Genomic DNA, 13,411 nt, shown 5'->3' with positions numbered 1-13,411 from the left:
TAGTTCCATATGATTTTAGAACAATCAAATGTACTTACTGGGAATCCTAACATTTATGGGCTTTGAACAGTGTCGACAGTGATTAACATATTTTTAAAACCAAGGCACTGGACTGTTTTATTGAGCAAGTTAAAAAGCCTTGGTTTTTTATATTTGAAAAGTGGATATATTAAAATGAATGAATTAAAATATCAAGATTTCTATGACATAGTTGGAAAGGAAAATGGTTGGGATTTTAGTAAATTGAAGTGCACCTCAGAAGGAGTCAAATGGAATTTTTACATGAAGTAATGAAAAAGTGCAAAAGTTCAGAAATATTACTTGATATTGGTACAGGTGGGGGAGAAAGTGTATTGAAAATTTCCTCTTCAGTATATTTCGTAGTTGGAATAGATATATCTAGTGGAATGATGGATGTGATTTTAAATAAAAAAGATGAATCGTTTAAAACAAAGTTAAACCGTTTAAAATAAAGTTGCACCGAAATATTATATTGAATACAATTTTGAGTAAAACTCATGAATTAAAATGTGATTCATGAGTTTTACTTTTTGACTCTCATATTAGACAATCGGGCCAGATTGTGGAAGTATTTATACTACAATAGGGTTCCTCTTTTAATACGAATGGTTGAAGAAGTTACCATATAGTATATATAGTATATACAAGAGAAGTAACATTGAATTAAAAGACTGATTAAAAAAGGGAGATAAAGATGATTGAAGTAAAAGTATATATACCTAAACATCCTAAGATGTATCGTCGAACGGTCGAAAAACTTGGTATAGGTCCTTCATATAAAAACCTCGAAGATTATCCTGATATTTTTTACTATGACCTCGAAAAACTAGAAAAAGGGGAAAAGTACTTAGATAAAGACCTTACAAAATTCTTCATAGGGTCTGCCATGTACATAAGGTATAACAACAAGATTTTAATAGGGTTAGGTGTAAATGGACTTGGATTTCTAGAAGATGTAATGTATGCAATTGCTGACTTTTTTCATAGTGGTTATGAACCTATTGATAAGATACTGGGGATTGACTACCTAAGAATCAGCATAAAGAAGAAAGGTGAAGATGCTGAGATTCTTGTGTACGAAGAGGGCACTAATAGACATATCTACAATGGTTCTGCACCAAAAGGAGTTTTATTTCAAGGAGTATTGGATGCAGCATCTGCATACTATAATAGCCTGCATAAACTAAATATACTTAACAATGATGAGCGTAAAGAAATGATCGATAACATTAACAAATTCAGAAAGTTAATAAAATAAATTTCCCTTGTTAATGAAAAGGTTCTATATCTTTCACAGTATGGCGCACTTCTCTAATAGAGAAGCGTTTTTTTATGATTTGGGCCAGATTGTTAGTATCGAAGAGGGGGAATTATGCTAAAATTAGGTTAAGAATTGAAGGACTGTACTTAAACTAAAAAGAACGAAAAATAAGTAAGAAATGGGGTGACTTCTATTAAAGAGGTTCTGAATAAATTTATGCTGGAACCGTGGTGGGTAATATCTAATCACATGGAAGAAAGTTTAAATAAAGAACTAATTAAAGAGCTTTCACCTAATCACTGCCTTTACGGAAAAAAGACGGTTGCCGTGGCTAAAAGACAAGATAATGATGATGTTGTTTACTGGATATATGAATTAAATAAATATGTAGTAGTACATCTAACTTATTCTAGAGAAAATTCAAGCGAATATCCAAAGACACAATTATTTACTTTAAATGAACTAAAAAAGTACTGTGAAAATGTATCAAACTATTATTAAGCTAATTGGGATAATTTAAGGATTAATGAAAACTTAACTAAATAAAACTCAGTATTAAGTTTAATATCAACTGAATGTTATAAACAGGTGGTGTTGGTATGTGTGAAAAATGTTACATTCTGAAGAAAATTTTTAAAGTAGCAGATAGTAATCCACACTTAAACTATTTTCCTACAATTAAGTTTATTGAGGAATTGGTTTTACAAGAAAGGATAGAAGTTTACGCTGGAGATTGTCCTTTAAACGATATAGAACAACTATTAAATGAGGAAAAGCATTATACCGTTTGTCACTATCTTAGATGCAAGGATTGTTTTCATTACTTTTTTATTGGTGCATGCATAAGAGGAACTCCTATCTATAAAACAATGGTTAATTTTAAAAAAGAAGAGCTAGAGAATATGCTTTGGGGTCAACATGGAACTTTTTTTGAGACGAGATAATTTCAAACTCATTTATATTGATTTTATTCAACAATCTGGCGCATTTCTCTAATTAGAGATGCGTCTTCTTTATGATTTGGGTCATATTGTGAAACAACAAGTTTTTTTATTGAATCATAGAAGTGAAAGTTTTAAATGCTAATAGAATTATTCCCTATATGGTACATTTTCTAAAACTAGGCAACATAAAACCTTTCAGTTTCTTAATATTTACAGCAACCTAAAAGTTGCATATAATTGATACATGAATTGGGATAAAGACACTATTTTCAAAGCACTTGGCGACTCTACTCGGCGGCTTATTTTAGACGAACTTTCCGAACGCAAAGAGCTGACTTTGTATGAACTGACGGCACGTCTCATTATGAAGCACGACCTTTCCATTTCAAGACAGGCGATCGCTAAACATCTTACTACATTGGAAAATGCAGGGCTGGTAAAATCAAAACGAAAGGGAAAATATCGAGTAATTATGTTTAACAACGAACCACTTAAGAACTTACTGAAAGGATGGATAGAATAATTTTATAATATAGGAACAGGAATTTCTGACAGCTTACTACAAGATTGTTAGCACATCAAAATAACGAGGGAGGCAACAACAGTATGAAAATCGTTGTTACCAGTATATTTGTACAAGATCAAGACAAGGCACTGGAGTTTTATACAGAAAAGCTAGGGTTTGTAAAAAAGGAGGACGTTCCCGTCGGAGAATTTAGGTGGTTAACTCTTGTTTCTCCCGATGATTTAGACGGAACCGAGATTTTACTCGAACCAAATGACAATCCTGCCGCCAAAGAGTATCAAAAGAAAATATTTACCGATGGCATCCCAGCAACAATGTTTGGCGTTGAAGATATTTATAAAGAGTATAAAGGGTTAATAGCAAAAGGCGTGAGGTTTACTATGGAGCCGACAGAAATGGGCGAAGTCACAATAGCTGTCTTCGACGATACATGCGGCAACCTTATTCAGATAATGCAGAAGTAAAATAGTATTAAACGACTTTATAGAAGTTTTAAGTTCGGTGAAGTGTTTGTTGTTTATTATTTGATCTGGCAGGTCTTTGGACACATGGAGTGGGCTGGATACAATTTGAACCCGATGTCGGTAAACGTAAAAAGTTTATGCATGATTATTTTGAAGTGGTTCTCGAGGGATACAGAGCCGAAACCAAGATGGATGATTTGATGTTAGATAAGTTACCCTTATTTATTAAGGTAAGCATTATGGAAAATATTCTTGATGCATTCGAGGTGATGGTATTTTAACTGTGAGCGGTATTCGTAAAGATGATTAGGTTATTTAACAATCTGGAGCTAATTTATAATAAGGGATGCGTCTTTATTTGTTGAATAAGAGATTGTAAAGAAATTTGAAGAAATTGAAAACCAATAAATATGGTATTGTGGATTGAAGAGAATTAATTATCTAGTGATTGTATGAAACATTAACTTAGGCATTTTGATGAGGCAAAATAGAGGTAAAAAAGTTCCATATATGCTTTTTAATAAGGAACAATATAACTCTCAACATCTTGAAACGAACTTAGGAATTTCAACTAAATTTGTTGATGAACTATTTTTTTATTACTTTATTACTTTAAGCTTTTGTAAGCAAACTATTTGATAAATTCACTGATATTAGAATGGTGTTGAAAAATAAAATGAGGTCTTGGAGATATAAAACCACAAGCGATTATTTTGATTACTTGGATTTTCATGATTGTCTAGTCGAACAAGTGAAAGTAGAAAAGGACCTAGTTATTATAGATTTAGAAACTATTAACATTTCTGAAAAACATCCAATTAATCCACATGATGTAGCAAAATCAACAGACAGATGTAAGCTTACTTTTATCAATGTTACAAAAAGTGAAGCGATTCTCTTTGAAGAAAATATGAAGGTAAACATCTTAATTACTGATTTAGAAGAAGTGGAAATATTACAGTTTAATAAGAAACAGGTTAAAGACTATTTCATTTTTGATATATTAGGTATTAATGGAGGAACACATGAATTTTGTAGTTTAAAACTTCATGCTAAGAGTTTTATATTGCAATGGAATGATTTCAAAGAAAATGCTTGGTATGTTGGATAGTACAATTAATTGGAAGTCTTCGAAAATATGGCGCTTTTCCTAAGAATAGTATTCATATAGAGCAAAAAAAGTTTCATATAGAGTTTTAAACTACAAAAATCAATTTTTTAAAGATATCATCCTCTTTTGGGATGGTACTTTCATCTTTAATCGAGGATTAGGAATTCATTCAAGATATTTCTAAGTCACATTACCAACATAAATCTATTCTATTCATTATTTAATATATATTTGATGGAATATAGTGGTATAATGAAAGCAATACAATATTTGGCATAGGGCGGTAGGTTGATCCCTCATTTATAATGTTAGGGGGTGAGGCCATGACGATATTTGAGTCAATTTATTTGATGATCAGCTTTGCGTTACTTGTAGTAGCGATACTGTCATTTCATCATAAAAAATAGACCGCCCTCTCGCTAAAGGTTGCTGGTCTATTTTTTGACTAATACCCTACCGTCTAAAGCGGATATTGTATGAAACCGTATGATGTTAGTAGCATCTGCGGTTTCTTTATTATTATATGAAACTGTTAAATATATTATACACTTAAAAAGTGAGTAATACCACTTAAAAAGTGAGTTTTTTGACTTAATAAAATTCGAGGTTAACTCTGAAAGCATAGTTTCTCTAAGAGAAAGCGCATTTCTTTAACAAGAGATGCGTCTTCTTAATGATTTGGAATTGAAAATTGAGTGAAAATATTATTAACTGCCACAGAGACACCAAGGCTCATAACCGGAGAGTTTGCTGTCAAAGTTGTTGTACTCCCATTGGTGCAAACAACCGATCGCCAACTCGTGATGAATTCATCACGACCAGTTGCTTTATTAACCCAGCTCTTATCGTCTTCATGAGATTTATATTCAATTACTCATCCTTGAAAGTAACGATATTGTCATTATAACTGTAATAATCTGTACCAGTAATATTATCTTCACCAAAATCCAATTCCCAATCTAATGTAGCAGTAACTTTAGACCAGCTCGTGCCGGCATCTGTTCCTTTAACGCAAGATAATTTTGGCCAAAGTCATCAGAATAAGCCCAAGGTCCATTATATTCTGTAGTATAATTTGGGACTACTTCATTATTTTGAATCTTAATCTCATCAGTTACTTCAAAACTTACAGATGAACCATCTGAGTAAGTATATTTTAAAGCCTTTGAACCCTTCTCCTTTTCCTTCATTTTTTCTTGATATTTTTTTAGATCTTTCATTCCATGTTGCTGCAACCTATTTACAGTGATTATCTCCCTTAATACTGCTGCTTCATCAAGATCTAAAAGTCTACTTTTATATTCCGATGGATTAAGTTTTACATATTTATCACTTACTGGTTCAACGTTTTCGAAATTCAATTTTCCTTTATTTTTTTTCAATCTATCAGAGAATAATGCAATAAATCTCGCTTCTTCCTCTGATTTCCCCATTTTTATTGAGTTTTTGTAACTTTTTTCAATTTTCTTCTCACTAGATTTTTCTGAAGCAAGTACCTCAGGGGAAAATAACCCAGAAGTCGTTGTAAGTGTAAATGCTAGTGCAAGAACGGAAATTTTTTTAAAAATTTTCATTAGTATCCTCCAACAATTTAATTTTTTATATGAAAGCCGGCCGGCATTTCAAACAGAGCAATCCTTTTTTCATAGATATCGTTTTCATTCTTAACGCTGTAAACTGGAAAAATCTTGTCACAAGGTATAATTTAGCATAATTTCACTTTTTAAAACAGCAAAAAAACACTTATTTGGTATGATTTTGTTCATTTTAAAAAAGATTAAATATACTGAATTTTAAAAAAAATCAATCTGATGGTGGATGATCCCCATTTATCTTTATCTAAATTTTTAATAGTTAAAAAAGTTACCATAATGTGCTATCTATCCCACTTCTTTAGGTGTGGGATGGATAGCACAAGGTTATAAGTGTCCGAATTAACGCCCATAGAGATAGTAGGTAACGAGGTCTGAGAAGTGGGCAAACTCTAGCAGAGATGCTAGAAACACGCGACTTTAGTCGTGTGATCTTCACGAAAAATGGTTATTTTTGACTATACAAATTTAAAAAAATGCCAAAAGACCTGAAAAATAATGTATATAGGAGTGTTCCTTCATCATTTATATTGTTTTATGATGATTAAGGTATTTATTTAAAAGGGGATGAAAGACAATATGAAGAAAAATTTTTTTTCAATAATAGCAGTTGTATTACTTATACTTACAATCATTGTAAGTGGATGTGGACAGAAGCCAGGACCTAAAGAATTGTTGAATGGTGCATATGAGAAATCATTTGAAATGGAATCCTATTCATTTGATGGAAACTTAAATTTTAGTTTGAACGTACCAAAAGAAGTGATTGAATCTGAACTAGAGACGGCTATGATTGCAGGCATGCTCCAAAATATTAATATGAATATTTCTGGAGTGTATCAACATAACCCAGTGAAAATTGAAATGATCTTGGATTTAGAAATACCTGGAGACATGAGTTTTAATGTGAATCTACCTGTGGTTATTGAAGAAGAAAGAGCTTTGGTTAAAGTACCCAATATTCCTTTTATACCTTTACCTGAAGAAGTAAAAGGTAAATTCATGGAATTTAATTATAATGAGTTAGCAGAAATGTCTGACGAGGAAGAATTTAATTTCGAAGTTCTGCAGAAACAAAATGAGCTTATAAAGGAAATGTCTAGAGTTATATTTAATCATTATGATGAGGAAGAATATTTCACATTACTGGAAGAATCTCAGTTTCCAGATGGAGCAGATGTAACTGAAGTTGTTGAAATTAAAATCACCGATGAAAATTTTGAGAAAGTGGTTTTAACTTTTGTTGATAATGTTTTTCCTGAACTAGTGGATTTACTATCTAGTCCCAAATGGGCTGAATATAAACATATGGAGCCAGGAGAGCCAGAAAAACTTAAAGAGGATTTGGTAAATAAAAGAAGTGATATCGTTTCATTTTTGCAAGATAAAAAGAATACTTTTAAAGTAAATGATCTTACAATTCAGAATGGTATTAACAAGGATAACTATATTTCCTATCAATCTGCGAAACTTGATGCTGATATTATAATTGAGGGGATTGTTGGAAATTTATTAATTGATCTTTCTTTATCAACGAATAATATTAATGAAGATCCAAACTTCACGATTGAGGTTCCCATGGAGAATATAATCAATGTAATAGAGTATGAAGAAATAATGAATTCAATATATGGAGATTTTGAATGATAATAAATGGAAAAATATGTATGATACTATACGTATAATCTATTCATTGATTAATATATTTATAACTTTATATGGAACAAAGTGGTATAATAGAAATAATACAGTAGTTGGAAGGGCGGTAGGCTGATCCCTCATTTTCTATAGATAGGGGGTGATGCCCAATGACAGTTTATCAAGCGATTTCTTTAATGCTAACCTTCGGGTTATTAATTATAGCTTTGTTATCTGTTAAGAATAAGAAATAGACCGCCCCCCTCCAAGGTTGCGGTCCATTTGTTGTAAAAACCAAAGCTTACCGTTCTTTAACGGCTATTGTATTAAACCATAGAAGCCGTTGGTGTGTCGAGCACCTTCGGTTTCTTTATTAGTATATGAATCTCTTAACTATATTATACATTAAAAGTTCCCTGTAAGAAACAGTTTTAATGAAAAGCAAAGAAAAAGTAATTATAGTTTAGGTCATATCTTCTTAGAATTTCAAGTGTGGATATTTGAACAAGATTTAGTCGGAATATTGAGTCATGTTCATCTGAAAGTTCAGGATGTGGTCCTTCTCTATGAAGCCTTTTCCAAAATGTTTCAAAGTATCCTTGATCATTATCCCGCATTTAATGTTTATAGAGCCTTAAGAGGAGTTGTTTTATATGGCATATCCAGTCTATTTATATAAGGAGTTTGAAAATGAGGAATTTGTAATATATAGATTTTTTATCAAGATTAAAGATGAGAATCCTGGAAAAATAAAATTAAACAAAAACACTAAAATGGTTGAGGAATTGAAGAGTATATCTAATGTTCCTAAGGGTCCTTCTCAATGGGTATTCAACCGTGCTGGATTGCGAATTTCTCAATGCTATAGAGAAGGTACATTTCCAGATAAAACAGAAATAATTCATTAAATATAGGTATGATCTTTGTCTTAACAACAAACCAGTACAATAGCTTGAGATCAGTGAGGTAATCTATGCTTTTTCTTTGTTCAACAATCTGGCGCATTTGTTGAACAACAAGTAAAAGGATGATACATATTAGTCATGTATAATATGTATCATCCTTTATTTTTTATGTTTAAAACCACATTAAGGGTCGTAATCAAGTGAATTATACCAACTAACAACGATAAGCATTCTGATACAAGTCATTTGGGACACTAGAAAACCTGATTTTGCATAATAATAATGTTATTTCATTTCATTAGGTTATACTCTATTGAATTCAAATCAAATTTCTTTGATATAATGGGGTTTCTGTTTTTAACGGTGTAAAAATTGCCTTGAGAAAAACCATCGAATAATAATGATTCTATTCGCCAGTGACTAAATCCAATGTCAGTAAAATTTTCCCTAAATATGGAATTAAAATTCAAATAAATTAAATAAGGTTCTGGTCAAAAATTTTGTTTGACTTACATTAATAGTTTAATTTACAATAATTATGTAATTATTATAAATTATGGTATTACTCTGTTGATTATTCCTTTCATCCTTGGAAAAGATCATAGGATAGGAAAGCATCTTTTCATGGAAAAGAAGTGAGATCAACACGAGAGAGTGCAACATTTCAGGAGGGAGGTGACAAATGAAAAAAATAATCACAGTATTCTTTGTAGGTATGATCTTTATTTTAATTTCAAGTTCCATGATATCCTTAGCGAAAAATGAGGAAGGGAAGCAGGATGAAGCAAAGGACTCTCCTCGATTTAAAGAGGTTATCCTTGTAGGAGAAGAAAAGTTAGCAGAGGCAAGGCAGTTATCTTTAGACATTCAACAAGCAGCTGTTGATGCAGAAACAGACGAAATCAGTCTTGGGAACTTACTTGGTTTTACTCAAGAGAGAGCCGATCTAGTCTATGCGGGGGCCTTGAATGTAGACGTTGAAAAAAGAATAACTACGACCCAAGCGTTTGAAGAGACCGCGGCTACGATCCTACCTGCTCTAGGGATCACACAGAATGTAGACTTGTATCAAGCAGCCATCTCAGAAGCATTTATTCAGTTACAAGATCAAGTAGGCAACCGTTGGTTTACTATCCTCTCCAATGGCCCGAACCAGCACACAACGTATACGTACAATATGCTCTTTTTAGTGGAAAAGGGAAGTTTACTAATGGCTTTACCTTTGATTTTAACGGTCGATCTAGATGCATCCAAGGAAAAAGTGTTGCAGTTACGGGGACATGAGATATTTGATTTTAAGATAGGGTTACAAGGTTTAGAGATAATGAAAATGTAAATTAATGGATCGTGATTTAAAACTAAGGAGGAACATTGTGATGAAAAAATTATTTATTTGTACTATGGCAATCGCATTATTATTCTCTAATACTTCTATGATATCCCTTGCTTCGGAGAATCAAGGACCTGAACCTAAACAAGATGTCCAAACTATTCAGAATGTTGAATCAACCCAGTCTATCATGCCTATGATTATCTTAAAAGAAAATGGAACAATTGAATTTAGAGAAGCTTGGCACTTACCTGATGACTTGCTTTTTGATGCTTTTTATATGGCAGATAAGTTTACAGATGCCGTTAATAGAGAGACTTTAGAGCTAGAGTTTGGTCCAGCCCTTGATATCGTACAGCAAGATTCTACCATGGGACTTCTAGGTACCCTGAATACAACGATCAATCAAGAAAATGCCGATGTGGAAGTCATGTCAGGGAAATTAATAGAATTAATGGCGAATGCTCTATCCGTTAAATTAACCGATGAGCAGTTGGAAGCCTACAAACAAACTATGAAGTCTACTTTTTTAAACTTAAGTTCAGTGGATACGGGATATATGCAATGGAAAGAATCAACTGCATCGAACGTAAGTTATCTATATAATCTATTCTTCGCGGTAGAGAAAGGTGGAAAGTTACTAGGAATGCCCGTAGGCCTCACGATATCCGCTAATGCTTCTAAGATAGAATTCTTAAGTGGAGTTGCTTTCACCAGCTTCAATTATAGTATCAATGTGAAAGCAATTAAAGTCATGAAGTTTATGTAATCCCTTTTGAGAAGGGACATTTCAAGTGTTTTAACTAAATGTAAGAGTTTATCATAGAAAAGTAAAGAGAAAAATCAATCCTAAAAATCCTCTTCATCAAGTTGATTTTTCTCTTTCTTTCTCTAATGTTCAAGTACTATCCTTTCTATGGGTTCCATAATTGGTTTTTGATAGAGACATAGAGCCGCTATTTCGTTCTATTGGAAAATTTAGAATTATCGATATGAATGATAATCTTATGAACCAAACACTGCAATAGAATTACAAATTGGAGATTATAATAGAGATTGAATTTGTAACAGTTAATCCAAAACTTGTAAAAATAATACATTTATATTTTGAACGTACCTTCTGATAGAATTAAAGTAAAGCATGATAATGACAATACATCATTACATTAGGTGATTTTTATCTGATTGCTGGGACTAGATACTTATATAATAATGAAAATAGCATTCGCATGTATAAACAAAATCAGACTTGGTTACATAATGCTTAATTCCACGATCTGGCGCATTTCTATAATAAGGGATGCGTCTTTATTTATGAATGAAACCAGATTCTTTTTATGTAAAATCAAATCCCATTGAACTAGATATCTTTGATAAGATTGAGGGAAGTAATTATTTATTTGGAGGCCACTAGTATGTATGATTATCTAAGTATTCTCCAGGATATATAAAGATGATTAGAATTAAAAGTGTTTCTCCTTCCTATAAAATACTTGTTTTATCTAGTCAATTCTGATAGACAATAAAATATTTATATTACCTTAATTTTAATGGTACTATATAAATAGTTAAACCAAAAAGTCTTGAGAGGTGCGTTATATTTTGAAAACTAGATTTCATTTTAATTATCTTACTTATTACTGGTTGTGCTAATGACGAATCCATAGCAACTCTAAATGATATAAAAAGCATAAAAATTGAATTAATAGATAAAATTGAATTAGAGGACGGGATAAGTTACTCTATTAAACTAATTAATGAAAGCAAATTTAACTTAAAGCAAAACAACGTTTATCTTTCTTATCCAATTAGAACAACTGGCGGTTCTAAAGGAAATGAGTTTAAAGTAGAAGCTTTAGGAAACAAATCAAACATAAAATCTAATGAAGAAATCATTTTAAGTCTTTTCACCCCACTTGAAGGAATGAGTGATCCAGATATAATGATCGATGAACCTTATATTGAAATTAATGGATATTTTGAAGAGGTTGATGATAAAAATCTTTTTACTTCCATCTTCCCTTTAAAAGAGGAATAATTTAGATATATTTACTTCGTTAAAATCCTGATTTTATCCATTGTTCTATTTCTAACTTTTTTATTAAAATTGAAAATATGCTAGTATATGCATTGTGTACCAATGAGAGTCTTAGAAATGGGGCTCTTTTTTATCATATGTTTATCATAAAATTTATAAATCGCTGGCTCATTAATAGTTCTATCAATTTCTTGTAACTAACTTAGCTAATATTCATTTGGATAAACTATATAATAAGTCTATAATGAATATTATAGAAATAATATTAGGAGCGATAGAATGAGCAACACAAAAGAAAAAATTATGAAAGCAAGCATTAGATTATTTGCAGAGAATGGTTATCAAATAACAACGGTAAAAATGATTGCTACAAAAGTAGGTATCAATGAGTTAACCATATATCGTCATTTTGGCTCTAAAGAAAAAATTCTTGAAACAGCATTAAATAATGTTGTGACCATTCAGTCACATCTTACAAATTATTTTAAAAGTGCTGTTGTTTATGATTTTGAGAAAGACCTGCTTAATCTCACAAAAATGTTAATCAATATAGATGAGGATAACTATCACTTTATGAAGTTTTTTATGCGAACAGATACAAGCAAACTTATACCTAATAGAGGGGAATTACAAGATTTATTCTATGAGTATTTATTGCAAATGCAAAAAATGGGGAAAATTGTTTCTTTTGATATTGATTCATTGGCTTTACAGTTTTTTTCAAGTTTGCAAGGCGCATTTTTTTTAGAAGAATATAAAGAAGATGGGTTATTTAAAATCCCACCGAAGGATAAATACCTTGAAACAATGGTAAAAGTATTTGTGAGAGGATTAGAAGTTAAAAATTAGATTTTTAAATTTACAAAAAATACTAACTAGAATCAGTTCCATTCATTAAACTAGTTTTGAAAATATTTTGATCACAGTAAAAGAGTCTAGTACAAACTAGACTCTTTATTGTTTATTTATAAGTTTAAATTATGGATCTTCTAAATAAACAAAGCTTCACTATTTGAGTCAATTATAAATTATTAGTTAATCCCAACAGCATCCAAAGCTTGTTGTATTCCAATGAACCAGCATAATAGTAAGCATCAACTGTGCTTGTGTCATATGAGGTATTAATGCCCCCAATAGAATTATATCTAATGAGGGTAAAAAGCTTGGTTTCATAGAACGTTATTATTTATATCAGAAAGGTTGTTTTATGTTTAACAATGGGGTTCCTTTCTTTTTACTGCACAAAGAAAGATAATGAGTATGGATACAGTAAAAGCAAGCAAGGCAAGAAATAATTCTGGTAGTATAACACAAAAAATTAATGTTTCTTTAATTACATCAGCTGCTTCAGGTTGTCGTGCGATTCCTTCTACTGCCATTCCACCCGCTGTTCCAATTCCGATCCCTATACCGATCAATGCTAACATAGCGATTCCTGCTCCTATAGCACAACAACAAAATTTAGATAATGACATTTTTTCACCTCCTGTATTTGCTGGAAAATGCTAAACAAATTACACTTGTATTTATCAGAAACTCATGTTTAAAAACATTGGTTCAGATATTATATTGTTTTTTGAA

Annotated in this window: 15 protein-coding genes and 1 pseudogene; 14 read left to right on the top strand and 2 right to left on the bottom strand. The window is 31.5% G+C overall.

Annotation, left to right across the window (positions count from 1 at the left end; all coding sequences use genetic code 11):
* Window positions 1-174 precede the first annotated feature (174 nt).
* The 8 genes and pseudogenes from ERL59_RS21065 to ERL59_RS21610 form a co-directional block, all read left to right on the top strand.
* Window positions 175-416, top strand: a pseudogene (locus ERL59_RS21065) (SAM-dependent methyltransferase); the annotation flags it as partial.
* A 299-nt stretch (window positions 417-715) separates the two neighbouring features.
* On the top strand, window positions 716-1,279 hold the full coding sequence (locus ERL59_RS09525) for a hypothetical protein (RefSeq protein ID WP_160645978.1): 564 nt from the start codon (window positions 716-718) through the stop codon (window positions 1,277-1,279).
* 186 nt (window positions 1,280-1,465) lie between these two features.
* A complete protein-coding gene (locus tag ERL59_RS09520) occupies window positions 1,466-1,783 on the top strand; it encodes a hypothetical protein (protein ID WP_328699926.1) in 318 nt (105 codons plus the stop codon).
* A 98-nt stretch (window positions 1,784-1,881) separates the two neighbouring features.
* Window positions 1,882-2,226, top strand: a complete 345-nt coding sequence (locus ERL59_RS09515) for a hypothetical protein (protein WP_160645977.1) — start codon at window positions 1,882-1,884, stop codon at window positions 2,224-2,226.
* A 244-nt stretch (window positions 2,227-2,470) separates the two neighbouring features.
* Complete coding sequence (locus ERL59_RS09510) at window positions 2,471-2,749, top strand: ArsR/SmtB family transcription factor (protein WP_160645976.1); 279 nt, start codon at window positions 2,471-2,473, stop codon at window positions 2,747-2,749.
* 83 nt (window positions 2,750-2,832) lie between these two features.
* Window positions 2,833-3,216: a VOC family protein gene (locus ERL59_RS09505; RefSeq protein WP_160645975.1), complete on the top strand. Its 384-nt coding sequence runs from the start codon at window positions 2,833-2,835 to the stop codon at window positions 3,214-3,216.
* A 676-nt stretch (window positions 3,217-3,892) separates the two neighbouring features.
* Window positions 3,893-4,327 (top strand): hypothetical protein, encoded by a 435-nt coding sequence (locus ERL59_RS09500; protein WP_160645974.1) that lies wholly within the window; start codon window positions 3,893-3,895, stop codon window positions 4,325-4,327.
* Between the two features lie 305 nt (window positions 4,328-4,632).
* Entirely contained in the window at window positions 4,633-4,734 is a 102-nt protein-coding gene (locus ERL59_RS21610) for a putative holin-like toxin (RefSeq protein ID WP_407925700.1), read from the top strand.
* Window positions 4,735-5,286: 552 nt separating this feature from the next.
* On the opposite strand, the gene ERL59_RS09495 is transcribed toward ERL59_RS21610, so the two are convergent.
* Window positions 5,287-5,901 carry a hypothetical protein gene (locus tag ERL59_RS09495; RefSeq protein WP_160645973.1) on the bottom strand — a complete coding sequence of 205 codons (615 nt, stop codon included), beginning with the start codon at window positions 5,899-5,901 and terminating at the stop codon, window positions 5,287-5,289.
* Between the two features lie 597 nt (window positions 5,902-6,498).
* On the opposite strand from ERL59_RS09495, the gene ERL59_RS09490 reads away from it, so the two are divergent.
* The 6 genes from ERL59_RS09490 to ERL59_RS09470 all read left to right on the top strand — a co-directional run bounded on the left by ERL59_RS09490 (window position 6,499) and on the right by ERL59_RS09470 (window position 12,679).
* Window positions 6,499-7,566, top strand: coding sequence for a hypothetical protein (locus ERL59_RS09490; protein ID WP_160645972.1), 1,068 nt, complete (start codon window positions 6,499-6,501; stop codon window positions 7,564-7,566).
* Window positions 7,567-7,727: 161 nt separating this feature from the next.
* Entirely contained in the window at window positions 7,728-7,811 is an 84-nt protein-coding gene (locus ERL59_RS21605) for a putative holin-like toxin (protein ID WP_407925703.1), read from the top strand.
* Between the two features lie 399 nt (window positions 7,812-8,210).
* On the top strand, window positions 8,211-8,465 hold the full coding sequence (locus ERL59_RS09485; RefSeq protein WP_160645971.1) for a hypothetical protein: 255 nt from the start codon (window positions 8,211-8,213) through the stop codon (window positions 8,463-8,465).
* Between the two features lie 679 nt (window positions 8,466-9,144).
* On the top strand, window positions 9,145-9,798 hold the full coding sequence (locus tag ERL59_RS09480) for a hypothetical protein (RefSeq protein ID WP_160645970.1): 654 nt from the start codon (window positions 9,145-9,147) through the stop codon (window positions 9,796-9,798).
* Window positions 9,799-9,838: 40 nt separating this feature from the next.
* Window positions 9,839-10,561 (top strand): hypothetical protein, encoded by a 723-nt coding sequence (locus tag ERL59_RS09475; protein WP_160645969.1) that lies wholly within the window; start codon window positions 9,839-9,841, stop codon window positions 10,559-10,561.
* 1,548 nt (window positions 10,562-12,109) lie between these two features.
* Window positions 12,110-12,679: a TetR/AcrR family transcriptional regulator gene (locus ERL59_RS09470; protein WP_160645968.1), complete on the top strand. Its 570-nt coding sequence runs from the start codon at window positions 12,110-12,112 to the stop codon at window positions 12,677-12,679.
* Window positions 12,680-13,041: 362 nt separating this feature from the next.
* On the opposite strand, the gene ERL59_RS09465 is transcribed toward ERL59_RS09470, so the two are convergent.
* Window positions 13,042-13,305 (bottom strand): ATP synthase subunit c family protein, encoded by a 264-nt coding sequence (locus ERL59_RS09465; RefSeq protein ID WP_160645967.1) that lies wholly within the window; start codon window positions 13,303-13,305, stop codon window positions 13,042-13,044.
* Window positions 13,306-13,411 lie beyond the last annotated feature (106 nt).

It is taken from the genome of Chengkuizengella marina (genome assembly GCF_009910845.1).
GTDB lineage: Bacteria > Bacillota > Bacilli > Paenibacillales > KCTC-33759 > Chengkuizengella > Chengkuizengella marina.
This window is presented reverse-complemented; position numbering and strand designations above follow the sequence as displayed.

What these genes read in the sequence shown, in the direction of transcription:
- ERL59_RS09485 (WP_160645971.1), top strand. Translation starts at nt 8,211, where the DNA reads ATGGCATATCCAGTCTATTTATATAAGGAGTTTGAAAATGAGGAATTT.
- ERL59_RS09490 (WP_160645972.1), top strand. Translation starts at nt 6,499, where the DNA reads ATGAAGAAAAATTTTTTTTCAATAATAGCAGTTGTATTACTTATACTT.
- ERL59_RS09500 (WP_160645974.1), top strand. Translation starts at nt 3,893, where the DNA reads ATGAGGTCTTGGAGATATAAAACCACAAGCGATTATTTTGATTACTTG.
- ERL59_RS09510 (WP_160645976.1), top strand. Translation starts at nt 2,471, where the DNA reads ATGAATTGGGATAAAGACACTATTTTCAAAGCACTTGGCGACTCTACT.
- ERL59_RS09475 (WP_160645969.1), top strand. Translation starts at nt 9,839, where the DNA reads ATGAAAAAATTATTTATTTGTACTATGGCAATCGCATTATTATTCTCT.
- ERL59_RS09505 (WP_160645975.1), top strand. Translation starts at nt 2,833, where the DNA reads ATGAAAATCGTTGTTACCAGTATATTTGTACAAGATCAAGACAAGGCA.
- ERL59_RS21605 (WP_407925703.1), top strand. Translation starts at nt 7,728, where the DNA reads ATGACAGTTTATCAAGCGATTTCTTTAATGCTAACCTTCGGGTTATTA.
- ERL59_RS09525 (WP_160645978.1), top strand. Translation starts at nt 716, where the DNA reads ATGATTGAAGTAAAAGTATATATACCTAAACATCCTAAGATGTATCGT.
- ERL59_RS09470 (WP_160645968.1), top strand. Translation starts at nt 12,110, where the DNA reads ATGAGCAACACAAAAGAAAAAATTATGAAAGCAAGCATTAGATTATTT.
- ERL59_RS21610 (WP_407925700.1), top strand. Translation starts at nt 4,633, where the DNA reads ATGTTAGGGGGTGAGGCCATGACGATATTTGAGTCAATTTATTTGATG.
- ERL59_RS09495 (WP_160645973.1), bottom strand. Translation starts at nt 5,901, where the DNA reads ATGAAAATTTTTAAAAAAATTTCCGTTCTTGCACTAGCATTTACACTT.
- ERL59_RS09465 (WP_160645967.1), bottom strand. Translation starts at nt 13,305, where the DNA reads ATGTCATTATCTAAATTTTGTTGTTGTGCTATAGGAGCAGGAATCGCT.
- ERL59_RS09515 (WP_160645977.1), top strand. Translation starts at nt 1,882, where the DNA reads ATGTGTGAAAAATGTTACATTCTGAAGAAAATTTTTAAAGTAGCAGAT.
- ERL59_RS09480 (WP_160645970.1), top strand. Translation starts at nt 9,145, where the DNA reads ATGAAAAAAATAATCACAGTATTCTTTGTAGGTATGATCTTTATTTTA.